The organism is Sandarakinorhabdus sp. FBCC-B8862, from assembly GCF_059745315.1.
In genome coordinates this window covers 934621-957456 of the sequence record NZ_CM185574.1, presented here as the reverse complement: position 1 = coordinate 957456, position 22836 = coordinate 934621, and the positions used below count along the sequence as shown (strand labels likewise).

The following is a 22836-nucleotide window of genomic DNA, read 5'->3' as shown; positions in this document are numbered from 1 at the left end:
CATGGAAACGCCCGCTCCCGGCCCTGCTCCTACCGCCCCTTCGCTGGCGACGGCCCTGCTGCTGCGCGTGGCCCAGGGCGATGCCGCCGCCTTCACCGCGCTGGTGCGGCAGCTGGAACGGCCGGCCCTGGCGCTGGCGTGGCGCACCCTGAACGACGCCGCCGAGGCGCAGGACGCATGCCAACAGGCCTTCGCCCGCCTGTGGACCGAGGCGCACCGCTTTGATCCGGCGCGCGGCTCGGCCGATGCCTGGTTCCGCCGCATCCTCATCAACCTGTGCCTCGATCGCCGCCGCGCCATCCGCCCCGTGCAGCCGATCGACGACGCCTTTGACCTGGCCGACAGCCGGCCCGATCCCGAACACCAGGCCATCGCCGCCGATCAGCAGGCCCGACTTGCCGCCGCCATGGCCGGCCTCAACGCCCGCCAGCGCCTCGCCCTGGCGCTGTTCCACGGCGATGGCCTGTCGATGGCCGAAATCGCCGACCGGATGGAAACCACCCCCAAGGCGGTCGAGGGATTGCTCGGCCGCGCCCGTATCATGCTCAAGACAATGTTGACCGAAGGTTCAGACCCGTGACCGCCCTTTCCACCCAGTCCGCGCTGGAGATCATTGCCAGCCACGGTGCCGATCCGGCCCGTTGGCCGGCGGACCAGCGCGCCGCGCTCGTGGCGCTTGCCGCCAGCGATGCAGCCGTGGCCGCCGCCCTGGCCGATGCCCGCGCCATCGATGCCGCGCTCACCGATTGGCTGAACGCGCCGCTGCCGGCGATGGCTGTCGATGTCGCCGCCATCACCGCCCAACCCCAGCAGATGCCCCAACAGATGCCGCATGCGCCTGCCACCCGCCGCTGGATGCCGGCCGCCGTCGCCGCCAGCCTGGCGCTGGTCGTCGCCGTCGGCGGCTGGCTGGGCCTGCAACCCCAATCCGGCAATGGCGCCCCCACCATTGCCGCTGCCACCCCGCCGTCGGCCGGGGTTGAGCAGGCCGAGGCCGATGCCGCCTTCGCCTATGTGTTCACGCCGACCGCCGTTGAGGAAGAATTGATATGAGCCCGAAACTGATCGCCGTCGCAGCCCTGCTGCTGGCCGGCCCGGCGCTGGCCCAGATGCCGCCGCCGCCCCCCGGCATGCCCGCTCCGCCGCCCGGTGGCGAGATGCGCGGCGGCCCGCACGGCCGCATGATGGGCATGCGCATGTTCCCGTCGATGAGCGAGGCCGGCCGCGCCACTATCCGCGAGGCGATGATGGCCGGCGATGACCGCGCCGCCAGCCGCCAGAAGGTGGAGGCCGCGCGCGAGAAGCTGCTCACGGCATTGGCTGCCGACCGGCTGGACATCGCCGCCGTCAAGCGCGCGATGGAGGAAGAGCGTGCCGTCGCCGAAGCCAGCCGCACCGCCAAGCAGGCCGCCATGCTCGCCGCCTTCCAGAAGCTGAGCCCGGAAGACCGCAAGGCCTTTGCCGCCGACAGCCGCGCCATGAAGGCCCGCATGGAACAGCGCATGGCCGGCTGGCGCGACCGCTGGCAGCAGCGCCGCGGTCCCGGTGGCGGTCAGGCGGGCGACATGCCGCCACCACCCCCGCCGCCGCCGCGCCCCGGTGACGATATCGAGTGATCGCGAACCCTGGACGGTGCCCTTGCGGTGCCGGACAAACTTCGCCCGCCGGTGCCCCCACCGGCGGGCGTTTTTCTTGGGAGGCCACCAAAGATCCTCCCCCTCTGGGGGAGGTGGCCGCAGGGCGGAGGGGGCCGGCAAGCGCGGTCCTTCCCGGCCCCCTCCGCCCCGCGTTGCTCGGCACCTCCCCCAGAGGGGGAGGATTTACACGGCCCAACCCGTCTGCCGCGCCACTTCCGCCCACACCAGCTCGGCCAGCCGCGCCGTCACCGGGCCGGGTTTGCCCCTCAAGCCCTCCTTCCCGATCCGGTGCTCGTCCACCGCCACCACCGGCAGGATCGGCGCCGTGGTGGAGGTGAGGAAGGCCTCGTCCGCGCCGAGTGCCTCGGCCAGGGTAAAGGGCCGCTCCTCGACCACCATCTGCGCTACCGTCGCCAGCCGGATCAGGCTGTCGCGCGCGATGCCGGGCAGGATGTTGGTGCCGGTCGGGTGGGTGATGATGCGGCCGTCCTTCACGATCCAGGCGTTGGTGCTGCTGCCTTCGCGCACCGTCTCGCCGGCCAGCAGCCAGGCCTCGAACGCGCCGGCCTCGCGCGCCGCCTGCTTGGCCAGCACATTGCCCAACAGGCCGGTGGTCTTGATGTCCACCCGGCCCCAGCGGTTGTCGGGCCGCGTGATCACCTTGATGCCGCTGGTGAGCTGGCGCACCCGCTGGCCGAAATCAAACCGCCGAACCGTCATCACCACGCTGGCCGGCGCCGCATCCGGAAAGGCATGGTCGCGCCGCGCCACACCGCGGCTGATCTGGATATAGAGCAGGCAATCCTTGTGCCCATTGGCGGCAATCAGCCGGCGCGCCTGCAGCCCGAACGGCCCATCGGCCATGGTCCAGATTATGCCCAGCTCCGCCAGATTGCGCCGCAGCCGCACCAGATGCGGGCCCCAATCAAGAATGCGGCCGTTCATCACGGCGCACACCTCATACACCGCATCGGCAAACTGGGTGCCACGATCCTCCACATGCAGGCTGGCGTCGGCCAGCGGCAGGATGCGCCCGTTGACATAGGCCAGTTGCGGCATGGTGTTGCAATCCCCGTGACGGCGTGAGCGCAACCGTCTAGCGGCTGCCGCTCCCTTGTGTCGAGAGGCATGCATGCACCCCCAACTCGTCTGGTTCCGCAATGATCTGCGCCTGGCTGATCATGCCGCGCTCTGCGCCGCTGCCGCCGCCGGGCCTGTGGTGGCACTGTTCGTGCTGGACGATGAAACGCCCAATGACACCGGGGGCGCCTGGAAGATGGGCGCAGCGCAGCGATGGTGGCTGCACCACAGCCTTGCCGATCTTGGCCAGCGCATTGCCGAGCGTGGCGGCCGGCTGATCCTGCGCCGGGGCCGCGCCGGGCCGATCGTGCGCGCGCTGGCGGCGGAACTGGGGGCCGATGTCCACACGATCGTCCACCACGAACCCTGGGCCGCCGTGCAGGAGGCGGAGGCCGGCGATGTGCGCCGCCACCACGGCGCCACGCTCGCCCCGCCGGCAAACGTGCTCAGCGGCACCGGCGGCCGCTATCGCATCTTCACGCCCTGGTGGAAGAAGCTGCTGGAACAGATGCCGCCGCCGCGCCCGCTGCCGGAACCGGCGCTGCGCTGGGCGGATGTCGGTGCGGTCGCCAGCGATGATCTGGCGCAATGGCGGCTGCGGCCGACCAAGCCCGATTGGTCCACCGGATTTGGCGAATGGCAACCCGGCGAAGCCGGCGCGCTGGCCCGGCTGAACGCCTTTGCCCGCATCGCCGCCCGCTATGACGACACGCGCAACCTGCCCAGCGTGGAGGGCACGTCGCGCCTGTCCCCGCATCTGGCGCTGGGCGAAGTCTCACCCGCCACCGCCTGGCATGCGATTGCCGATGCCGTGGGCGAAAACACCGCCGAGCCTTGGTTGCGCGAGCTGGGCTGGCGCGATTTCTCCGCCAACATCATCGATCAATTCCCCGATCATGGCGATGCCCCCAACCGCGACGCCTTCAACGGCTTTCCCTTCATCGACGATCCCGCCGGGCTGAAAGCGTGGCAGCATGGCCAGACCGGCTATCCCATCGTCGATGCCGGCATGCGGCAATTGTGGGCCAGCGGCTGGATGCACAACCGGGTTCGGATGATCACCGCCAGCTTCCTGGTGAAGCACCAGCTGATCGACTGGCGTGAAGGCGAGCGCTGGTTCTGGGACACGCTGCTCGACGCCGATTATGGCAACAACGCGCAAGGCTGGCAGTGGGTGATGGGATCGGGCGTCGATTCCTCCCCCTTCAACCGCATCTTCGCGCCGGTGGGCCAGAGCGAGAAGTTCGATGCCGCCGCCTATATCCGCCGCTGGGTGCCGGAACTGGCCAAGCTGCCCGATGGCCTGATCCATGCGCCGTGGCAGGCCGGGGTCGCCCTGATCCGCGCCGGCGTGAAGCTGGGCCGCGATTATCCGGCGCCGATCGTGGACCACAACCAGGCCCGCGCCCGCGCGCTGGCGGCATGGGGGCAGGTGAAGGCGGGTTAACGAGGTCCTCCCCATCGGCACGATGGGGAGGTGGCGCCGAAGGCGACGGAGGGGCCTCACGCGTCCGGCCCAGCCGCGCCCCTCCGCCTCGCTGCGCTCGGCACCTCCCCAAGCAAGCTTGGGGAGGACCCTCTTGATCCTCCCCCTCTGGGGGAGGTGCCCGCAGGGCGGAGGGGGCTCGCCCGTGCCGCCAGCCCCCGTCCCCAAATCACGCCAGATCAAACACCAGCGCCTCCGCGCCCTCCGCCGACGCCAGCGCGAGCGCCGTCGCATCCTTCACCGCCAGCCCGTCGCCCTGGCGCAAGTCATGGCCATCCACGGTCAGCGATCCGCGCGCCACCTGCACCCAGGCATGGCCGCGCGTCACCGGCGCCACCAGCTCGCCGCCCGGCGCCAGCACGGCCCGCGTGATGCTGGCATCCGAATGGATCGTCACCGCACTGTCCGGCGCATCGGGCGCGGCAATCACGTCCAGCCGGGACTCGCCGTCCGCCACCGCCGGCAGGGTCTTCTGCTCATAGCCCGGCGCGATGCCGCGTTGGTTGGGCAGCAGCCAGATCTGCAGCAGATGCACCGGATCGGTCGGGCTGGCGTTGAATTCGCTGTGGCGGATGCCGGTGCCGGCGCTCATGCGCTGGGCCTCGCCGGGGCGGATCACCGCGCCGCTGCCGATGCTGTCGCGATGCTCCAGCGCGCCATCCAGGATATAGGTGACAATCTCCATATTGTCGTGAGGGTGGGTGGGAAAACCACCGCCGCCGGCAATCCGGTCCTCGTTGATGACACGCAAGGACCGGAAGCCCATGATCCTGGGGTCATAATAGTTGCCGAACGAAAAACTGTGCCTGGCCTTCAGCCAGCCGTGATCGGCCTGGCCGCGCTCTTCGGATTTGCGATGCAGATAGGATGGCATGGAATGTCTCCCGATGGGTGTGTTGCGGGCGATATGGGGGTGGGCCGGCCCTGCACCAGATGCATGGCCGTCGCAGCAGCCATATCAAAAGGGAATGACCTGCCCCTGCCAGTCGATCAACAGGCCCGATTGCGCCGGCGTGGCGGCATCGATCACGCCCAGCAGGTGGCGGGCGGATTGTTCGGGCGTGAACAATGTCTTCACCCCCTGCTGGAACGGCTTGGACATGGCGGTGTCCACCGTGCCGGGGTGCAGGGCGAGCAATATCTGCTCCGGATTGCGCCGCGCCTGCTCGATGGCCATGGTGCGGATCAGCTGATTGAGCGCCGCCTTGGAGGCGCGATAGCTGTGCCAGCCGCCCAGCCGGTTGTCGCTGATCGAACCGACCCGCGCCGACAGCACGGCCAGCACCGTCTTGCGGCTCTTGGGCATCAGCGGCAGCAGCTGCGCCGCGATCGTCGCCGGCTGGACCGTGTTGATCGCCAGCAGCTGCGCCAGCGTTTCGGCCTTCAACTGGCCATTGGCCTTTTCCGGGGCAAAGCCGGGGCCGTGCAGCACGCCGTTGGTGATGATGACGAGATCGGGCGGGCCGGGCAGGGCGGCGATGGCGGCCGTGATGCTGGCTGGATCGGCCGGATCAACCCCGCTGCTGCGGCTCCAGCGGGTGACACGGGCGCCATCGGCCGCCAGCAGATCGGCAAAGGCCCGCCCCAGGCCGCCCGACGCGCCCACGATCAGCGCATGGAGGTTGGGCGGAAAGCTGGTGAGGATCGACATGGCCTTGCCCTAGCCGCCGCCGGCCGTGGCGGGGAGGGCGGTCTTTGGTCGCGTGGTATCAGATCCTCCCCCTCTGGGGGAGGTGCCCGCAGGGCGGAGTGGGCGTGCCATGTGCGGCCCCCCTCCGCCTCCCTCCGGTTGGCACCTCCCCCAGAGGGGGACGATCAAACGCCGTCACCGCCGCGCGACCTGCGGTCACTCGCGCCCGGCCTGCGGTCACCAGCGCGCCAAACGCGGTCACCGCGCGCCCCATATCGGCCACCAAATTGGCCACATCGGGCACGCCAAACCAGCGCCGAATCACGAAAATCTCGCCCCGCCAATCCGGCAAGATGAAATACACTAATTCTTTCAATGATTTGCTGTGACCCTGTCCTACAGGGCGCAAATATCAGACACTGTGCCGGCTCTTTGAAAAACCGGCCGGCGTCATTCCTTTTCCATCGTGCACTGCAACGGATGCTGATGCTGGCGGGCAAAATCGATGACCTGGTTCACCTTGGTCTCGGCCACTTCATAAGTGAAGATGCCGCACACGCCGACACCGCGCTGGTGCACGTGCAGCATCACCCTTGTGGCATCCTCGATGCTCATCTTGAAAAACCGCTGCAGGGTGAGGACGACGAACTCCATCGGGGTATAATCGTCGTTCAGCATCAATACCTTGTAGAGGCCGGGCTTGGCCGTCTTGGTCTCCGGCTTGGTGGCGAGGCCCACGCCCGGCCCGCCGCGGCCGCCACCGGCGTCACGGTCTTCATCGCTCATCAGTTCGTGCGACAGCGCCATCAAGTCTACCCGGGGGAAAGCCGACCAATCCGGCCCATATATCAAAAAGCCCGCCGGAAAAAAGGGGCGGGCAGGCCGCATGTGAAAAGGGGCGGCGGGCCAAGGCCTGCCACCCCTTTGTCAACGGCGGAACGCCGGTCGGGCTTACTTGCCGGTCGGGCTTACTTGGTGGTGAAGCTCGACTTCAGCTTGTCGGTGACAACCGCGACCTGGTTCTGCACCGGCTCGGCGATCTCGCCGGCCAGCTTGACCAGGGTTTCGGTCAGCTTGCTGTAATCGGCCACGGCCGCGTCCCAGCGGGCCTTGGCGAATTCGGTCTGCAGCTGCACCAGCTCGTTCGGGTTCTTGGCAGCGGCCAGCGCCTTCACATGGGCGGTGGTGGCTTCGAACGAACCCTTCGACACTTCGGTCATGTGGCTCATCACCTGCTCGGCGCCGGCGGCAGCGGCCTTGGCGCTGGCGATCAGGGCTTCGACATTGCCGCGGGTGACGGCGGTCAGCTCTTCCAGCGTCTTCATGCTGGTTTCCACCGCTTCCTTCGACTTGGCGGTGACCTGCTCCATGGCAGCCTTGCCATTGTTCATCGCGGTTTCGGCGGCGTTGCGAACGGTTTCCTGGGTGGTTTCAAATGCGGTGGCCATGGGGGACTCCTTGGTGAAAGCGGTGGCGAAGGGAATGACCAGAGCGCTGCGCTTCTTCTTGGGCGCAGGCTCGGCGACCACCGCTTGCTCCGCCGGGGCGGGGGAAACAGCAGTCTCGGCAACAAGGGCTTCGGTGGTCGCGGCGGCCTTGGCCACGCTCTTCTTCGCCGGGCGCCGGGCTTTCGCCGCAGTGGCAGGCTTGTCGGTTGTGGTCTTGGCCGTCATGGCGCGTCTCCGTGCTCTTGCTGCAATGCAACATAAGCGCGCGCCCTGTCGGCTTCAAGGAGTTTTTGTGCGCTGCAACAAAAAATGTTGCGCCGCAGCTATTGCCAGCGCAAGCCGCTGGAATCGCTGGTGATCGTCTTGCCAGCCCGGCCGGCGGCCGCCATCAACATGGCCGCAACGGCGCTGCGGTTGCAGCTGGGCGGCGCACCTGCAAACACGGCGGCGACCGAATCAGGCCAGGCGCAGGGCCGGTCGGTTGCCACGCCGCTGTTGCTGATGGACAGGCCGGCCAGCCGGTTCAGATCGGCCGTCACCACCGCCGCACAGGCCAACAGCGCCGCCATCCCGTCCACAGCGTCGCCGGCAAAGCTCCAGCTGATCCGGGTTTCCACCAGGCCCTCGCGCACCAGCTTCTCCAACGCGGCTGACGACATCGCGCTGTCCGCCGCGCCCAGCGCCAGCCGCACCAGCCGCAGCCGGCCCGACAGCTTGCGCGCGCCATCCATGATCAAGCCATTGATTTCAGGGTCTGGAACCCGGTCATCCAATAGCTCGCTGGCGGTCATCACGCTGGCGATGGGGGTGGCAAGATCATGGCACAGCCAGCGCACCAGAAATTGCGTCGTCTCGCTCATTGCCCCTCGTCTCCATCGTCACGGGCCTTCAGCCCAAGGGCAACCAGCCGCCCGTCACCATCCTGAGTCAGTTCAAAATCAAGGCGTTGCCCCGGCCGCAGGCTGCCCAGCCCGGCCGCCATCACCGCCGACACATGCACGAACACATCCCGTGGCCCCAGATCCGGCGTGATGAAGCCAAAGCCCTTCTTGCCATCAAACCATTTCACCGCCCCGCTGGCCATCAGCCGAGCTCCAGCGCGACGGGTTCGAAGCGGGCCGGCCCGGCCCCGCTGCTGCGGGCCTGCCAGGCGCTGGCGCCACCGCCGGCCAGGATCAACCAGATCTGGCCATTGTCCAGCGCCCGGGCCGCGTCGCGCGCCGATGGTTCCGCCCGGCCATTGGGATGGCTGTGCCAATGGCCGATCACCTGCTGGCCGCTTGCCCGCACCTCGCGGTGGACGCTGAGCAGGCTGGCCGGATCAATTTCAAAGCTGCGGGCCGGATCGGCAGCAACATTGGGGGCCGGCACCAATCGCTCCACACACGTGCCGCGGCCCACCAGCAGGCCGCAGATTTCGGCCGCCGGGCTGGCCGCCGCCCAGTCCAGCAAATTTTGGTGCAAGCTGCTTGATATCTGCAGTTTCATGCCAACATGGCTAAGCCATGGGGGCTGAATTGTCGATAAACATCACCTTGCCGGCCACGGCCGCCGGCCAGCGGCTGGACAAGGCCCTGGCCGACGCCCTGCCCCAATATAGCCGGGAACGGCTGAAGAACCTGGTGCAGGGCGGCCGGCTGAGCGCCGCCGCCGGCGTGATCTGGGACCCGGCCACGAAGATGAAGGGCGGTGAGGCGCTGGCCCTGGTGGTGCCCGCCCCGCGCGCTGCCGACAACGAAGCCCAGGATATTCCGCTGACCATTCCATTTGAGGATGATCATCTGCTGGTGGTGGACAAGCCGGCCGGGCTGGTGGTGCATCCGGCCGCCGGCAATCTGGATGGCACGCTGGTCAACGCCCTGCTGCACCATTGTGCCGGCCGGCTGTCCGGCATTGGCGGCGTCGCCCGGCCCGGTATCGTCCACCGGATCGACAAGGACACATCGGGCCTGCTGGTGGTCGCCAAGACCGACAAGGCCCACGAGGGCCTTGCCGCGCAATTTGCCGCCCATGATGTGGAGCGGCGCTATACCGCCATCGTCGGCGGCGTCCCGGTGCCGCCGGCCGGCCGCATCGAAGGCGCGCTGGCGCGCAGCAGCACCAACCGGCAGAAGATGGCGATCGTGAAGGATGGCCGCGGCAAGCATGCCGTTACCCATTTCCGCACAGTGGCCGCCTTTTCGGCTGCCGCGCAGGTCGAATGCCGGCTGGAAACCGGCCGCACCCACCAGATCCGCGTTCACATGGCGTCCATCGGCCATGCCTTATTGGGCGATGCTGTCTATGGCCGCACGCCTGGCAAGCTGGCACCGATCCTCAAGGATCTGGGTTTTGCTCGCCAGGCGCTGCACGCCGCGACGCTGGGATTTGTGCATCCGGTCACCCAAGAAAAGCTTTGTTTCGAAAGCCCCCTGCCAGCCGATATGGTGGCATTGATCGGTCGCCTCGATGGGACCAGACAGGAGTGAGACAATGAGTTCGAACCTGCCTGCAGTGAAACAGACCAGCATACCGGCACTGGGCTCTGAGGCCGGGCTGAACCGCTATCTGGCGGAAATCCGCAAGTTCCCGCTGCTCAGCCCGGAACAGGAATATATGCTGGCCCGCCGCTGGCAGGAGCATCAGGATCCCGCCGCCGCCACCAAGCTGGTCACCAGCCACCTGCGCCTCGTGGCGCGCATCGCCATGGGCTATCGCGGCTATGGTCTGCCAGTGAACGAACTGATTGCCGAGGGCAATATCGGCCTGATGCAGGGCGTGCGCAAATTCGATCCGGAAAAGGGCTTCCGCCTCGCCACCTATGCCATGTGGTGGATCAAGGCGGCGATCCAGGAATATATCCTGCGCTCGTGGAGCCTGGTGAAGATCGGCACCACGGCGGCCCAGAAGAAGCTGTTTTTCAACCTGCGCCGCCTGAAGGGCAAGATTGGCGCGGTGGAGGATGGTGATCTGCGGCCCGAACAGGTGGAGCAGATCGCCACCACGCTGGGCGTGGCCGAGGATGAAGTCGTCACCATGAACCGGCGCATGGGCCATGGCGGCGATGCCAGCCTGAACAGCCCGCTGCGCGAGGAAGGCGAGGGCGAGTGGCAGGATTGGCTGGCCGACGATGGTCCGCTGGCCGACGAACTGCTGGCCGACAGCGAGGAGCGCGACCAGCGCCACACGCTGCTGGTGCAGGCGATGGCGACACTGAACGAGCGGGAGCGCGATATCCTGACTCAGCGCCGCCTCATCGACGAACCGGAAACGCTGGAAGATCTGTCGCAACGCTATGGCATCAGCCGGGAACGGGTGCGCCAGATCGAGGTGCGCGCCTTTGAAAAGCTGGCCAAGGCGATGCAGCAGGCGGCCAGCGACCAGCGCCTGTTGCTGGAACAGGTGTGAGGCTGCCGCATTGACGGCGGCCACCCGGCCGCCGCAGATGGCACCATGATCGGACGGATGATCAAGACCGTGCTGGGCTGGCTGGTGGGGCTGGCCATGGCGCTTGTGGTGCTCAGCTTTGCCTGGGTGGTGCTCTATCGCTTTGTCGCGCCGCCGATGACCTGGCTGCAGGCCCGCGATGCCATCAACGGCCAGCATGTGGAGCGCGAATGGGTGCCGCTGACCGCGATGACCAAGGCGCTGCCGCGCGCGGTGATCGGGGCGGAGGATGCCAACTTCTGCCGCCACAACGGCTTTGATCTGGAGGCCATTCAGGCCGCCGCCACGGCCAATGTGCAGGGCAAGAAGCTGCGCGGCGGCTCGACGATCAGCCAGCAGACCGCCAAGAACGCCTTTCTGTGGCCGGACCGCTCCTATGTGCGCAAGGGCCTGGAGGCCTATTTCACCCTGCTGATCGAGCTTGTGTGGGGCAAGCCGCGGATCATGGAAGTCTATCTGAACATTGTGGAAATGGGTCCCGGCATCTATGGCATGGAGGCGGCGGCCGAACATTATTTCGGCACCACCGCCGACAAGCTGAGCGCCCGCCAGGCCGCCCGGCTGGCCGCCATCCTGCCGCAGCCGATCAAGCGCAGCGCGGTCAAGCCGTCGAAGAGCGTCAAGCGCTATGCCCGCCGCATCGAAAAGCGGGTGAAAGTGGTGCGGGACGAGGGGATTGACGCCTGCCTGTGGCAGTGATCAGCCGGGCACGACCAGATATTTCTGCCCAGTGGCCCGGCGATACCAACCGGCAACGACATCCGGCGTCACCATCTCCTCCAGGCTGACCCGGTGGCTGTAGTGGCTGGCAAAGGTGGTGGTCAGCTCATCAGCCACCCGCTGTTTCAATCGGGCATAGGTGGCACCGCCGAACATGCGCATGCGCGGGAACAGCAGCCAGCCGCCCATCGCCCAGGCCATGCCAAAGCCGCGGTTGAAGCTGGTCGGCGCCATGTCGAGCCCGCCATAGATATAGACTTGTTTCAATATTTCAGAGCCATAGCGGCTGTAGCCGCCGGCGCGGGCGTTGATCGCGGCTTCCATAGCGGTGAGGATCTGGCCAGCCAGCTGGCCGCCCCCAATCGCATCAAAGGCCAGCGTCGCGCCGGTTTCGGTGCAGGCGGCGATCAGATTCGCCATGAAATCAGGCGCAGTCGAATCCAGCACATGGGTGGCGCCGATGCCCTGCAGCAGGGCTACCTGTTCGGCCGAGCGGACGATATTGACCAGCGGGATGCCATCGGCCGCGCAGATCTTGACCAGCATCTGGCCGAGGTTGGAGGCGGCGGCGGTGTGGACGATGGCGCTGTGGCCTTCGGCGCGCATGGTTTCCACAAAACCCAGCGCCGTCAGCGGGTTGACAAAGCAGGAGGCACCTTGCTCGGCGGTCGCGCCTTCGGGGAGCAGCAATGCCTCCTCGGCCTTGACCACGCGATAATCGGCATAGGTCGCGCCACCAATGATGGCGCACCGGCGGCCGATCAGATGTTCGGCACCGGCACCGGCTGCAACGATGGTGCCAGCGCCTTCATTGCCGCAGGGCATGGCCTGGCCGATGCGCGCGGCCATGGCGCGCATGCCGGCCGGCGGCACCGGCGCTGAGATTCCGCCTGCGATTGCAGCCACTTCACGCATGTCGGCCGCACCGGTGAGCAGGCCGATGTCAGACGGGTTGATCGGCGCGGCTTCGATCTTCAGCTTGATCTCGCCGGAGCCGGGCTGCGGCTCGGGCACGTCGGCCAGCGCCAGGATGAGCTTGCCATCATCGGTGATGGTCGATTGGATCTGGCGCATGGGTCGTGTCCTCCTCAGAATTCGGGCAGTTTGAAGCCGGGGGGCAGTTGCATGCCGGCAGTGAGCTTTGACATTTCGGCGCTGCCGGCTTGATCGGCCTTGTTCTTGGCGTCGTTGAACGCCGCAACCACCAGATCTTCCAGCATTTCCTTGGAATCGGCGGTGAGCAGGCTGGGATCGATCTCCACCCCGCGGACGGCGCCGCGGGCGGTGGCGCGGACCTTGACGAGGCCGCCGCCCGACGCGCCTTCGACCAGGATATTGTCGAGTTCGGCCTGCGCGCGGGCCATCTGCTGCTGGACGTTGCGGGCGGCGTTCATCAATTCATCAAGGCTGGGCATGGTTCAGGCGCTCCTGGCGAGGGGGACAGGGTCTTCGGCATCCGGGAATGCGGCCTTCAATGCGGCCATGACCGGATCGGATTTCATCTTTTCGATCAAGGCCTTGCCTTCGGCAATCTCGATCTCGCGCAAGGTGGGGCCGCCGCCATCGGCGTGCCATTCCAGCTGCCATTTGGTGCCGGTCCACTCAGCGAGGCAGGTGGCGATGGCGGCCTTCACGTCGCCGGGCAGGCCGGTGGCGGCGAGGCTGAGCGATGGTGGCGTGCAGGCAATCAGGCGGATCTCGTCGTGGAGATAGTGCGCCAGCCGTGCCTCTCCCCGTTGTCGGAACAGGGCGACCAGCGTGGCAAAATCGGCGGGAAGTGTGGCCGCAGCCGGGCCTGCGGTGGCCGCAACCGGCGCGCTGGTGGTGGCCGGGCCGGGTGCCGGTGCCCGCGCGCCCGCTTCGGGTGACCGATCCTGCTGCAGCTGCCGGATGAGGCTGCCGGGATCGGGCAGATCAGCGGCGTGGCACAGCCGCAGCAACGCCATTTCGGCGGCCTGCAGCGGCACCGGGGCCTGGTTCACCTCCTCCAGGCCCTTCAGCAGCATCTGCCACAGCAGCGACAGACGCGGGAAGCCCAGCGCCTTGGCCCAATTGTCGAGCGCGGCCTGTTCCTCGGCCGAAAGGGCCGGATCGTGGCGGGGGGCCATGCGCTGCCGGGTGATGCCGTGCACCAGATCGAGCAGTTCGCGCAGCAGCTGGGCCGGATCCTGGCCCAGATCATATTGGCGGGCGATGGCAGCCATCAGGCCGGGCACATCGCCGGCCAGCACCTGGCCGAACAGGTCACGCACCGCCGAGCGGTCGGCCAGGCCCAGCATGTCGCGCACAGCGGCCGCCGTGATGGTTTCCCCCGAATGGGCGATGGCCTGATCCAGGATCGAAAGTCCGTCGCGCACGCTGCCTTCGGCGGCGCGGGCAATGAGGGCGAGCGCATCGGCTTCGGCCGCCACGCCTTCGGCATCGAGGATGCGGGCGAAATGGCCGGCCAGCATGTCGGCCGGAATGCGTTTCAGGTCAAAGCGCTGGCAGCGCGACAGGATCGTGGCCGGCACCTTGTTCACCTCGGTGGTGGCCATGATGAACTTCACGCCCGGCGGCGGTTCCTCCAGCGTTTTCAAAAGCGCATTGAACGCCGCCTTCGACAGCATATGGACTTCGTCGATGATGTGGATCTTGTAGCGGGCGGAGACGGCGGCATAGCGGACGCCCTCGATGATCTCGCGCACATCATCCACCCCGGTGTTGGAGGCGGCGTCCATTTCCACCACGTCGATATGGCGGCCGGCGGCGATGGCGGTGCAGGGTTCGCATTGCCCACATGGGGATATGGTGGGGCCGCCCTGGCCATCGGGGCCGATGCAGTTCAGCGCCTTGGCGATGATGCGGGCGGTGGAGGTTTTGCCCACCCCGCGCACGCCGGTCAGCAGCCAGGCCTGCGCCAGCCGACCACGCGCGATGGCGTTGCCCAGCGTTTGCACCATGGCATCCTGGCCCAGCAGCGCATCGAAACTGGCCGGCCGATATTTGCGCGCCAGCACGCGATAGGCCGCCGGCGTTGTGGCCGTGGCCGGCAGATCGAGGCCGGGGAAGGCGATATCGGATTCGTCGGACATTGGCGCTGTTGTAGCGGGCGGGGCGGGTGGCGTCACGTGCTGGATGGGGGTGCGGTGGCCCCCTCCGCCCTGCGGGCACCGCCCCCAGAGGGGGAGGATCGCGTTCGGCTCTTGCACTTTGGCCGGTGGCCCGCCATATGCGCTGCGGGAGCCGGGCGGACAGTGCGCTCGCCAACCCGGTCAGGTCCGGAAGGAAGCAGCCGTAACGAACCCGCTCTGGGTCGTTCCCGGCTCCCACCCCAGCAGTTCAGCGCAGCGTGCTTGCCAGCCGCTCCATCACCTCGTTGGCCAGTTCGGCACCGATCTGCGCCGGCGTTGGCCGCTGTGGTGCAGCGCGCTGGAAGCCGCCTGGGCCGGCAACCAGGCCGGGGCGCCCCATGTCGGGCACGCCGTTGCTGGTGAAGCTGGCGAGCACGGCGGCGGTCTTCAGATTCTTCACCTCGATGCGGAACTTGGTTCCGATCGGCGAATCGCTGGCCACGATCTGCCGCACTTCGATCAGCACGCTGGTGCGGGCCATCAGCGCGTCGGTTTCCAGCGTCTGGATATTGGCATCACCGCTGACATCGGACTTGGCGCCCTTGGTGCGCATGGCGATGGAGCGATCGACAAAGCGCACGCCGGCGGCCTGCAGCCGTTCGGTGAAGGCGGTTTCCACCGCGGCATCATCCTCGGCATCCAGGTTGGCGCCGGGCTGCACCTCCCGCAGGCGGGTGCGGCCCACGGTGACATCGGTGGTGCTGGTGCCGGCGGCATAGCCGGCGCTGTTGGAGCTGCGCGCCGAATAGCCATAGCCGGCGACGGCCGTGCTGTTTGACGAGCCCAGGGCCACGCCTTCAGTGCTGCGGGTGACGGTGCCACGGGTCACATATTCCGACTGCACTTCATCGGAGAAGCGGCGGTTCCACAAAAGCATCATCGTGGGCGACTTCAGCGCCTGATAACGGCTGCGGAACGCGCCCGACCGGTCGCGAACGATCACCGGCGGCGGCGTGAGCACGGCCGGCTGGCCATCGCGATAGAGCGAACCCGACGGCGGCGGCGCCTGGGCGAAGACCGGGGCGGCAATGGCCAGGGCCAGGAAGGGCAGGGCGCGCATCACAGGTTCGGCCTCAGTTCGACGTAGAAGGCGCCAACCTTGCCGCCGGCGATGCTGTTCTCCTCGTACCCGGCGGTGGCGCGGGGGCTGAGGAACACGGTGCGCCAGGCCGACGGCTGTTCGGTGGGCATCTGGTTGGCATCGAGGAAGTTGGTGCGCAGCTGCACGGTGATCGGCTGGCTCTTGCAGTTGACCAGCCGCACGAACACCTTCAGCCCCTGGTTGGGATTGCGCACCGCCTGCACGCCTTCGATGATGATGCGGCGGCCGAGCTTGCGATCGGTGAACTGCACGGCATTGAGATCAATCGGCGTCATCGAGGAGGCGACGTTGGCGACCAGCGCCGGGCCGGCCGAATCGCCAAAGGCACGGGCCTTCCACGTGTCGCAGGTGACGACGCGGTTTTCGGCGGCGGCGGCAGGGGCCGCAGCGGCCAAGGCCACGAGGCCGGTGAGGATCAGGCTACGCATGGCACAAATTCTCCTTCACATCACAGCTGCACCAAAGCTTCTCGCAGCAGCTTGTTCTTGGCAACCGCATCCTTGCGCTTGGCAACATTGGCTTTCACCCGGGCATCATCACCGGGCACATCCCCAGATACGAGTGCCGAGCGCGAACGGGTCCACACCACCTGGCAGGCCTTGTCGCCGCCCTGCATGACAACCGCCGGCTTCATGTCGAGCGGGCCAGAGTCACCCATGAAGCGCACATCCACCTTGGCCGGGCCCTTGGCGACGCCAGTTGCAACCGACAGGCCATCGGGCAGCTGATCCCAATAGCGGATATCGGCATCGGCCTTGGCGGCAGACGAGAACATCGAGAACAGGGCGCCGACGCCGGCCATCACCGCGCCAGCGGTGCCGGCATCGCCGCCCTGGCCCATCATGGCGAGGCCCATGTTCATGGCGCCGCTGCCGATGGCGCCGGTGGTCTGCTTGAAATTGGCCTTGCCCTTCAGGATGCCATCAATGGCACGGCCACCACGGGTGGTGGCCTGGAAGCCCAGGCTGGACATCTGCATGGCCGGTGCCACTTCGGCTGGCACGCCGGTGGAGGCAAGCTGGAACAGCGTCTGCTTTTCCGGCGGATTGGCTTCGGGAATGCGGAAGACCAGCTTTTCCTTCATGGCGCCATCCTGCGCCTTGATCGGGCCAGCGCCGGTTTCGGCGATCATCAGCACATTATGGCCCTTGGGCGGCATGGTGATACCGGGCTGGGCCAGGGCCGCCACATCGAAATCGGCCTTGCCGTCGCTTTCACCCATGCAGCGGGTGGACCAGCCGATCAGATAGTTCATCACGGCAAAATCGGATTGGAATTCCTCGGCTTCCGACACCGTGTCCTGATATTCGGCGCCCTTGAAGCTGGCGCGGGCATTGCCGTAATCGCCTTTGCGCAAATACAGCAGGCCGCGGTAATAATAGGCCATGGCGCGCTCATAGGGCTCGCCCTTGAAATCCTTGTTGGCTTCCTTTGCAAAGGTGTCGCGGGCGCGGCTGGCCAGGGCATCCTTGGCATAGACGGTTTCGATGCGCTGCAGCGCCTGGTCAAAGGCCTTTTCGGCGGTGGCATAATCACCCAGTTCCATGGCGGCGAGGCCAAGGCGCTGGAAATTGACGACGGCATTGCGTTCGCCGCCGAACCACAGGTTGGACCAATAGGGCTTCAGCGCATCGGGCTTGTTGGCCAGAAAGGCTTCGGTTTCATCGGGATAGGGACCTTCGCCATATTGGCGCTTCCAGGCGGCAATCTGCTTGGCGCGGGCCTTCGGGTCCATGGCGGCGGTATCGGCGGCCGGGGCAGGCGCCGGCGCGGCGGGCACAGCGGCTTGGGCCAGTTTCACCGGTGTGGCCTGTGGGCTGGTCGCAAATGCAGCGGCCGCTGCGGCAGGTGACAGGCTGGCCGGGGCCGGCGCGGCCGTGGGTTCGGCGCCAGCGGCCGGCGGCACCACCGCGCGCGGGCTTTGCGCAAAGGCGGCGGAGCCGGCAGCGGCGGCCAGCAGGATGAGTTTGACGTGCTTCATTGTGTGTCCCCCCAATTTGGACGATTCCGGCCGGTGCGCCCCATTGCCCCATGGGTGCCCAGCTCTCTGCCGGCGGCCAGCGCCGCCGGTGATGCTCAGCGATAGACGACGTCGTCGCGCGAAGCGCGGACCACGACGAACGGTTCGGAAATATAAACCGTTTCCGTGGTTTCCATGTCGATCAGTTCGAAGATGACCTGGATGGCGCGCTGGGTCATGCCGGTCGTGTTGTTGCGGCTGTCCTGGCTGGTGATGCGTCCGACGAGGCGATAATCGGTGCCGGCGACCGCCTTGGTCATGCCGCGGGTGCCGACATCGGTCTGGCCCTGGCGCTTCAGTTCGCGCTCTTCCATCACGTCCTGGATATTCTCGCGGGACAGGAAGCGCAGCTTGCCGGCTGCGGCGCGGATCAGCTGCGCGCGCAGCTGGTCGGAAAACAGATCAGTGTCGATGCGCTGGCTCGACTGGTTGCGGATGCGCGATCCTTCGAGGATCACGCGTGGCGGCACCGGGGTGCCGACAATATCCTGGCGCTGCAACAGATCGCGCACGATGCGATCGGACATGCCGATGATGTCGCGCATTTCAATGCCGGTTCCGCTGACCATGCCCCGGTTCTGCGGATCAATGTCAACCGCGCCCTGGCCCTTTTTCTGGGCGACAGCCGGTGCGGCGGCGGTGGCCGCCACGGCCCCCAGCATCAGAAGGCCGATCAAACTACGCATGCGTTCCTACCCCTCGCAAAGGAAAATACTGGCTGCGACCCCAGATTTGTTGGGCCGAAGCATTCCACTTTGCCAAGCGATAATCAACGTGAATTGCGCGTGAACCTTGCGTTATCGGCTCATGTCCACCACGCCGCGCGGCATTTTCACGTCCAGCGCGGCCATTCCGGCCACCAGCTTCACCTGGCAGGCCAGCCGGCTTTGGCGGTTGGCGCCGGCGGCGAAATCCAGCATGTCCTCCTCCTCCTCCGACGGCGGCGGCAGCGCCGCGACATCGCCGCCAACCAGATGGACATGGCAGGTGGAGCAGGCCATCGCGCCTTCGCAGGTGCCCTCCAGCGGCTGGCCATGGGCCTGGGCCAGATCGAGCAGCCGGTCGCCAGGCTGGGCATCGACGAGGGTCTCGCTTGCACCATCGGCCGAAAGGAAGCGGATGCGGATCATGGCCAGAAGATGTGCCGCGATCAGGCGAATTCGGCAAGATGGGCGGCGACCACGGCGTTGATCTGGGCAGCGGCGGCCTCGATCTCGGCGATGGTGGTGAAGCGGCCGAAACCGAGGCGCAACGAGGCCTTGGCCTGGGGTTCGGACAGGCCGAGCGCGGTGAGCACATGGGAGGCGCGGCCGGTGACGGCAGCGCAGGCCGAACCGGCCGAAATGGCAAGGCCGGGCAGGCGCTGGATCAGCGGCACGGCGACGCCGGGGAAGCTGAGATTCAGATTGCCGGGCCAGCGCCGGTCAAGGCTGCCGTTGACCTGGTGCGGGACGGTGAGGGCCGCGAGCAGGGCGGTGCGCAGCGCCAGCGCATGGGCGTGATCGGCGGCCATGCGGGCGGCGGCAATGCGGGCGGCTTCGCCGAGGCCGACGATGAGCGCGGTGGGCAGTGTGCCGGAGCGGCCATCCTCTTGCCCGCCGCCGTGCAGCAGCGGGGTGATGCTGGTGAATGGCCGGCGATAGAGCGCGCCGACGCCCTTGGGGCCATGGCATTTGTGGGCGGTAAGGCTCATGAGATCGATGCCCATCGCCTCCACATCGAGGGGCAACTTGCCGAAGCCTTGCGCGGCATCGACGTGGAAGACGGCGCCGACGCTGTGGGCCAGTTGGCCGATGGCGGCCAGATCCTGGGCGACTCCAATCTCGTTGTTGACCGCCATGACGGAGACGAGGGCGACATCCTCCCCCAGCGCGCGCGACAGGTCACCCAGATCGACCAGGCCATCGGCGCGGACGGGGACGATGCTGAGCTGGGCGCCGATGCCGGCGAGATAGTGGGCGGTTTCAAGCACGCTGCTGTGCTCGGTCGCCAGTGTGACGATGCGACGGCGGGTCTGGCCCGGCGCGGTGAGCAGGCCCTTCAGCGCCCAGTTGTTGCTTTCGGTGGCGCCGCTGGTGAAGGCGATGGCTTCGGTCGGCGCATTGAGGAGGGCGGCGACGTGGGCGCGGGCGGCCTCCACCGCGGCCTTGGCCTTGTAGCCCCACAGATGGGCGCTGTGCGGGTTGCCAAAGCCGGTGCTGCCCCACGGCTCCATCGCGGCCGCGACCGCGGGATCGAGCGGGGTGGTGGCGCCATAATCAAGATAGATGGGCATGGTGTGGCTTTGGGTCATCAGCGGTTCCCGAGGCGGGTGGCCATCGCCTCCCAGGCGGCAGCGAAGGCGTTTAGTTCGGCGTCGGTGGTGGCCGGCGACAGAGAGATGCGGATCGCCTCACCGGCCGCCGCACCCAGGCCCATGGCGGTGAGCACATGGCTGGTCTTGACCTTGCCCGACGAGCAGGCGGCGCCGGCCGAGACCATGAACCCTTCAAGATCGAGCCGCATCACCTGGGTGCTGGCCGCCATGCCGGGCAGGCCGATGCTGCTGATGTGGGGCAGGCGCGGGGCGGCGGCACCGTGGATGATGGCACCGGCGGCGGTGAGGCGGGCTTCCAGTGCATCGCGGCGGCCGGCGACGGCGGCCCAGTCGTGCGGTTGCGCCAGCGCGGCTGCCAGCGCGGCGATGCCGGGCAGATTCGGGGTGCCGCCGCGATGCCCGCGTTCCTGCCCGCCGCCGCGCTGCACGGGGTGGAGCCGGGCCGGATCACGGGCGATCAGCGCGCCGATGCCCATGGGGGCACCCAGCTTGTGGCCGGAAATGGCGATGAAATCGGCACCGTCGGGCAGCGGCTGCTTGCCGGCGGTCTGCACGCAATCGGCCAGCAGCAGGCCGTCATGCCGGTGTGTGAGGGCGGCGACATCGGCCAGCGGCTGCAACACGCCGGTTTCGTTGTTGCCGGCCTGCACCGCCACCAGCGCTGGACCGGATTTGAGCAGGCGTTCCAGCGCGTTGAGATCGATGAGGCCGGATGGCAGCACCGGGGCAATCACCACATCATCGCGCGCCGCCAGCACGGCGCTGTGTTCGGTGGCGCTGGCGATCAGCGGCAGGCCGCAGCCGTGGATGGCCAGCGCCAGGGCTTCCGTGCCGCCGCTGGTGAAGATGATCTGTTCGGGCGTGCAGCCCAGCGCGGCGGCGATGGCGTCGCGGCTGGTTTCCATCAGGCCATTGGCGGCGCGGCCAGCGGCGTGCACGCTGGACGGGTTGCCGGGCAACGCGGCGGCAGCGGCCATGGCATTGATGGCAGCAGGCAGCACCGGCGTGGTGGCGGCGTGATCAAGGTAGATGTGGCTTTTCATTGCAACCGGGCCTTCGCGCGCCATATAGGGCGCAATTCTCCCTTTACAGCCAGAATCAGGAAACCCATGCCTGAAGTGATCATCGCCGGCCCGGAAGGGCGTCTTGAAGGCCGTTACCAGCCTGGCACCACCCCGCGCGCGCCGGTGGCCATCCTGCTGCAGCCGCACCCGGCCCAGGGCACGATGAACCATCCCATCGTGCTGGCGCTGTATCAAAGCTTCGTGAAGCGCGGCTTTGCCACCCTGCGCTTCAATTTCCGGGGTGTGGGCCGCAGCCAGGGCACGTTCGACAACGGCATTGGCGAATTGTCGGACGCGGCCTCCGCGCTCGACTGGCTGCAGCAGTTCAACCCGGAAGCCCAGACCACCTGGGTGGGCGGCTTTTCCTTTGGCGCCTGGATCGGCATGCAGCTGTTGATGCGCCGGCCGGAGATCAAGGGCTTCATCTCGATCGCGCCCCCGGCCAACATGTATGATTTCAGCTTCCTGGCGCCCTGCCCGTCGAGCGGGATCATCATCGATGGCGAGGCCGACGAGGTGGTGCCGACCAGCGCCGTGCAGAAGCTGGTCGACAAGCTGAAGACGCAGAAGCACATCACCATCCACCACAGCACCATTCCGGGCGCGAACCATTTCTTCGCGCAGGAGATGGAGCCGCTGATGGGCGAGGTGGACAGCTATTTGGACATGCGGCTGGCCAACGGCGGGCGCTGAGAATGTTCAGGCCAGCCGCCCGCCCGGCATCGGCTGCGGCACGCCGGTCGTCTCCGGCCAGCTCAAGGGTTTGCCATCCAGCACCCTGACGGCAAGCCAGGCAAAGGCCTCGGCCTCCAGCGCGTCGCCGTTCCAGCCGACCGCTTCCACCGGATCACAGGGCACGGCGCAGCGACGGCTGAGTTCCGCCATCAGCACCGGGTTCAGCCGGCCGCCGCCGGTCACCAGCAGGCGGCCAATCGCCGGCAAATGGCTGAGGGCGAGGCGCACGGTTTCGGCGGTGAAGGCGGTCAGCGTGGCGGCGCCATCGCCGGGCGAAAGCCCGCGCAACGCGCCAATGTCCCAGGCGTTGCGGTCAAGCGATTTGGGCGGCGGCGCATCGAACCACGGGTTGTCGGTCAACGTCAGCAGCACATTGTCGTGGGTGATGCCGCTGGCGGCGACGCGGCCATCCTCGTCAAAGCTGCGGCCGGTGTGGGTGCGCACCCAATCGTCGATCAGGGCGTTGCCCGGCCCGGTGTCGAAACTGCCCCACCGGCCATCCGCGGCGAACCAGGTGAGATTGCCCACCCCGCCCAGGTTCAGCACCCCCAGCGGCCGGCCCAGCGCTTCTGAGCGTGCCCGGTGATAGCCCGGCGCCAGCGGTGCGCCTTCGCCGCCGGCTGCAACATCGGCGCTGCGGAAATCAAAGGCCACCGGGATGCGGGTGGCCGCCTTCAAGCTGGCGCCATCGCCGATTTGCCAGGTCCAGCGCCGGTCGGGTCGGTGCGCAATGGTCTGGCCGTGATAGCCGATCACTGTCACCTCGTCCCGCCGCGTGTGGGTGGCGGCGAGCAGGCGGTGCACCGCCATCGCATGCAGGCCGGTTGATTCCTGTTCCACCGCATCGATCAGCGGATCGCGCGCCGGGGCGTGCATCTCCAGCGCCCGGGCCATGGCGGCGCGCAGGCGCGGGCGGAAATCCGCCTCATAGGGAAAGAACATGAAGGCGCGCGGGGCAACATGGCCTTCGCCATCGGTTTCAACCAGGGCGGCATCAATGCCGTCCATCGAGGTGCCGGACATCAGGCCAATGGCGAGGCGGATCGTCATGCCGCCAA

The 22836-nt window shown here is 67.5% G+C and carries 27 protein-coding genes and 1 other RNA gene; 9 read left to right on the top strand and 19 right to left on the bottom strand.

Translation table 11 applies throughout. The features are described from left to right. Position 1 precedes the first annotated feature (1 nt). The 3 genes from AC6BOR_RS04555 to AC6BOR_RS04545 are packed head-to-tail and all read left to right on the top strand — an operon-like array spanning position 2 to position 1616. Complete coding sequence (locus AC6BOR_RS04555; RefSeq protein ID WP_498060009.1) at positions 2–580, top strand: sigma-70 family RNA polymerase sigma factor; 579 nt, start codon at positions 2–4, stop codon at positions 578–580. Then, positions 577–1053, top strand: coding sequence for a hypothetical protein (locus AC6BOR_RS04550; RefSeq protein ID WP_498060008.1), 477 nt, complete (start codon positions 577–579; stop codon positions 1051–1053). Before AC6BOR_RS04555 ends, AC6BOR_RS04550 begins: the two co-directional genes overlap by 4 nt. Beyond that, on the top strand, positions 1050–1616 hold the full coding sequence (locus AC6BOR_RS04545; protein WP_498060007.1) for a periplasmic heavy metal sensor: 567 nt from the start codon (positions 1050–1052) through the stop codon (positions 1614–1616). The genes AC6BOR_RS04550 and AC6BOR_RS04545 overlap by 4 nt, the downstream gene beginning before the upstream one ends. Before the next feature lie 204 nt (positions 1617–1820). Here AC6BOR_RS04545 and AC6BOR_RS04540 read toward each other — a convergent pair whose 3' ends face one another. Further along, positions 1821–2696, bottom strand: coding sequence for a D-amino-acid transaminase (locus AC6BOR_RS04540; protein WP_498060006.1), 876 nt, complete (start codon positions 2694–2696; stop codon positions 1821–1823). 73 nt (positions 2697–2769) lie between these two features. On the opposite strand from AC6BOR_RS04540, the gene AC6BOR_RS04535 reads away from it, so the two are divergent. Further along, positions 2770–4164, top strand: coding sequence for a cryptochrome/photolyase family protein (locus AC6BOR_RS04535; RefSeq protein ID WP_498060005.1), 1395 nt, complete (start codon positions 2770–2772; stop codon positions 4162–4164). 208 nt (positions 4165–4372) lie between these two features. On the opposite strand, the gene AC6BOR_RS04530 is transcribed toward AC6BOR_RS04535, so the two are convergent. The 7 genes from AC6BOR_RS04530 to AC6BOR_RS04500 form a co-directional block, all read right to left on the bottom strand. After that, on the bottom strand, positions 4373–5077 hold the full coding sequence (locus tag AC6BOR_RS04530; RefSeq protein WP_498060004.1) for a pirin family protein: 705 nt from the start codon (positions 5075–5077) through the stop codon (positions 4373–4375). Between the two features lie 84 nt (positions 5078–5161). Further along, the gene (locus AC6BOR_RS04525) at positions 5162–5854 is read right to left on the bottom strand and encodes an SDR family NAD(P)-dependent oxidoreductase (RefSeq protein WP_498060003.1); all 693 of its coding nucleotides are present in this window, start codon (positions 5852–5854) and stop codon (positions 5162–5164) included. Positions 5855–6283: 429 nt separating this feature from the next. Continuing rightward, positions 6284–6640: an ATP-dependent Clp protease adapter ClpS gene (gene clpS, locus AC6BOR_RS04520; RefSeq protein WP_498060002.1), complete on the bottom strand. Its 357-nt coding sequence runs from the start codon at positions 6638–6640 to the stop codon at positions 6284–6286. A 161-nt stretch (positions 6641–6801) separates the two neighbouring features. Beyond that, positions 6802–7506, bottom strand: coding sequence for a phasin family protein (locus tag AC6BOR_RS04515; RefSeq protein ID WP_498060001.1), 705 nt, complete (start codon positions 7504–7506; stop codon positions 6802–6804). Between the two features lie 98 nt (positions 7507–7604). After that, on the bottom strand, positions 7605–8141 hold the full coding sequence (locus tag AC6BOR_RS04510; protein WP_498060000.1) for a hypothetical protein: 537 nt from the start codon (positions 8139–8141) through the stop codon (positions 7605–7607). After that, positions 8138–8365, bottom strand: a complete 228-nt coding sequence (locus tag AC6BOR_RS04505; RefSeq protein ID WP_498059999.1) for a cold-shock protein — start codon at positions 8363–8365, stop codon at positions 8138–8140. The genes AC6BOR_RS04510 and AC6BOR_RS04505 overlap by 4 nt, the downstream gene beginning before the upstream one ends. Next, positions 8365–8745, bottom strand: a complete 381-nt coding sequence (locus AC6BOR_RS04500) for a M67 family metallopeptidase (RefSeq protein WP_498059998.1) — start codon at positions 8743–8745, stop codon at positions 8365–8367. Before AC6BOR_RS04500 ends, AC6BOR_RS04505 begins: the two co-directional genes overlap by 1 nt. A gap of 41 nt (positions 8746–8786) precedes the next feature. Between AC6BOR_RS04500 and AC6BOR_RS04495 the strand changes: the two genes are divergently transcribed. Genes AC6BOR_RS04495 through mtgA form a run of 3 tightly spaced genes read left to right on the top strand, consistent with a single transcriptional unit; the run spans position 8787 to position 11406 of the window. After that, positions 8787–9749, top strand: coding sequence for an RluA family pseudouridine synthase (locus AC6BOR_RS04495; RefSeq protein ID WP_498059997.1), 963 nt, complete (start codon positions 8787–8789; stop codon positions 9747–9749). Positions 9750–9753: 4 nt separating this feature from the next. Further along, positions 9754–10668 (top strand): RNA polymerase sigma factor RpoH, encoded by a 915-nt coding sequence (gene rpoH, locus AC6BOR_RS04490; protein ID WP_498059996.1) that lies wholly within the window; start codon positions 9754–9756, stop codon positions 10666–10668. Between the two features lie 45 nt (positions 10669–10713). Further along, entirely contained in the window at positions 10714–11406 is a 693-nt protein-coding gene (mtgA, locus tag AC6BOR_RS04485) for a monofunctional biosynthetic peptidoglycan transglycosylase (RefSeq protein WP_498059995.1), read from the top strand. Here the strand turns inward: mtgA and AC6BOR_RS04480 are convergent, their stop codons facing one another. From AC6BOR_RS04480 to AC6BOR_RS04470, 3 genes are read right to left on the bottom strand one after another with little or no spacing between them, the layout of a single operon-like run. After that, on the bottom strand, positions 11407–12501 hold the full coding sequence (locus AC6BOR_RS04480) for a zinc-binding dehydrogenase (protein ID WP_498059994.1): 1095 nt from the start codon (positions 12499–12501) through the stop codon (positions 11407–11409). It lies immediately after the preceding gene. A 14-nt stretch (positions 12502–12515) separates the two neighbouring features. Next, positions 12516–12842 (bottom strand): YbaB/EbfC family nucleoid-associated protein, encoded by a 327-nt coding sequence (locus AC6BOR_RS04475; protein ID WP_086117188.1) that lies wholly within the window; start codon positions 12840–12842, stop codon positions 12516–12518. A gap of 3 nt (positions 12843–12845) precedes the next feature. Continuing rightward, positions 12846–14501 (bottom strand): DNA polymerase III subunit gamma/tau, encoded by a 1656-nt coding sequence (locus AC6BOR_RS04470; RefSeq protein ID WP_498059993.1) that lies wholly within the window; start codon positions 14499–14501, stop codon positions 12846–12848. Between the two features lie 144 nt (positions 14502–14645). Between AC6BOR_RS04470 and ffs the strand changes: the two genes are divergently transcribed. After that, positions 14646–14736: signal recognition particle sRNA small type (gene ffs / locus AC6BOR_RS04465), an RNA gene on the top strand. Between the two features lie 12 nt (positions 14737–14748). On the opposite strand, the gene AC6BOR_RS04460 is transcribed toward ffs, so the two are convergent. The 7 genes from AC6BOR_RS04460 to AC6BOR_RS04430 all read right to left on the bottom strand — a co-directional run bounded on the left by AC6BOR_RS04460 (position 14749) and on the right by AC6BOR_RS04430 (position 21022). Then, complete coding sequence (locus AC6BOR_RS04460; protein ID WP_498059992.1) at positions 14749–15600, bottom strand: hypothetical protein; 852 nt, start codon at positions 15598–15600, stop codon at positions 14749–14751. After that, the gene (locus AC6BOR_RS04455; protein WP_498059991.1) at positions 15600–16070 is read right to left on the bottom strand and encodes a putative periplasmic lipoprotein; all 471 of its coding nucleotides are present in this window, start codon (positions 16068–16070) and stop codon (positions 15600–15602) included. The genes AC6BOR_RS04460 and AC6BOR_RS04455 overlap by 1 nt, the downstream gene beginning before the upstream one ends. A 20-nt stretch (positions 16071–16090) precedes the next feature. Beyond that, positions 16091–17623 carry a tetratricopeptide repeat protein gene (locus tag AC6BOR_RS04450; RefSeq protein ID WP_498060700.1) on the bottom strand — a complete coding sequence of 511 codons (1533 nt, stop codon included), beginning with the start codon at positions 17621–17623 and terminating at the stop codon, positions 16091–16093. Between the two features lie 95 nt (positions 17624–17718). Continuing rightward, complete coding sequence (locus AC6BOR_RS04445; protein ID WP_498059990.1) at positions 17719–18348, bottom strand: LpoB-related protein; 630 nt, start codon at positions 18346–18348, stop codon at positions 17719–17721. Positions 18349–18459: 111 nt separating this feature from the next. Next, positions 18460–18792, bottom strand: a complete 333-nt coding sequence (locus AC6BOR_RS04440) for a 2Fe-2S iron-sulfur cluster-binding protein (protein WP_498059989.1) — start codon at positions 18790–18792, stop codon at positions 18460–18462. A 20-nt stretch (positions 18793–18812) separates the two neighbouring features. Then, positions 18813–19955: a cysteine desulfurase family protein gene (locus AC6BOR_RS04435; RefSeq protein WP_498059988.1), complete on the bottom strand. Its 1143-nt coding sequence runs from the start codon at positions 19953–19955 to the stop codon at positions 18813–18815. Further along, complete coding sequence (locus AC6BOR_RS04430) at positions 19955–21022, bottom strand: cysteine desulfurase family protein (RefSeq protein ID WP_498059987.1); 1068 nt, start codon at positions 21020–21022, stop codon at positions 19955–19957. Before AC6BOR_RS04430 ends, AC6BOR_RS04435 begins: the two co-directional genes overlap by 1 nt. 66 nt (positions 21023–21088) lie before the next feature. Here AC6BOR_RS04430 and AC6BOR_RS04425 point away from each other — a divergent pair, with 66 nt between their 5' ends. After that, positions 21089–21736 carry an alpha/beta hydrolase gene (locus AC6BOR_RS04425; RefSeq protein WP_086117197.1) on the top strand — a complete coding sequence of 216 codons (648 nt, stop codon included), beginning with the start codon at positions 21089–21091 and terminating at the stop codon, positions 21734–21736. Positions 21737–21742: 6 nt separating this feature from the next. Here the strand turns inward: AC6BOR_RS04425 and AC6BOR_RS04420 are convergent, their stop codons facing one another. Then, the gene (locus AC6BOR_RS04420; protein ID WP_498059986.1) at positions 21743–22828 is read right to left on the bottom strand and encodes an anhydro-N-acetylmuramic acid kinase; all 1086 of its coding nucleotides are present in this window, start codon (positions 22826–22828) and stop codon (positions 21743–21745) included. Positions 22829–22836 lie beyond the last annotated feature (8 nt).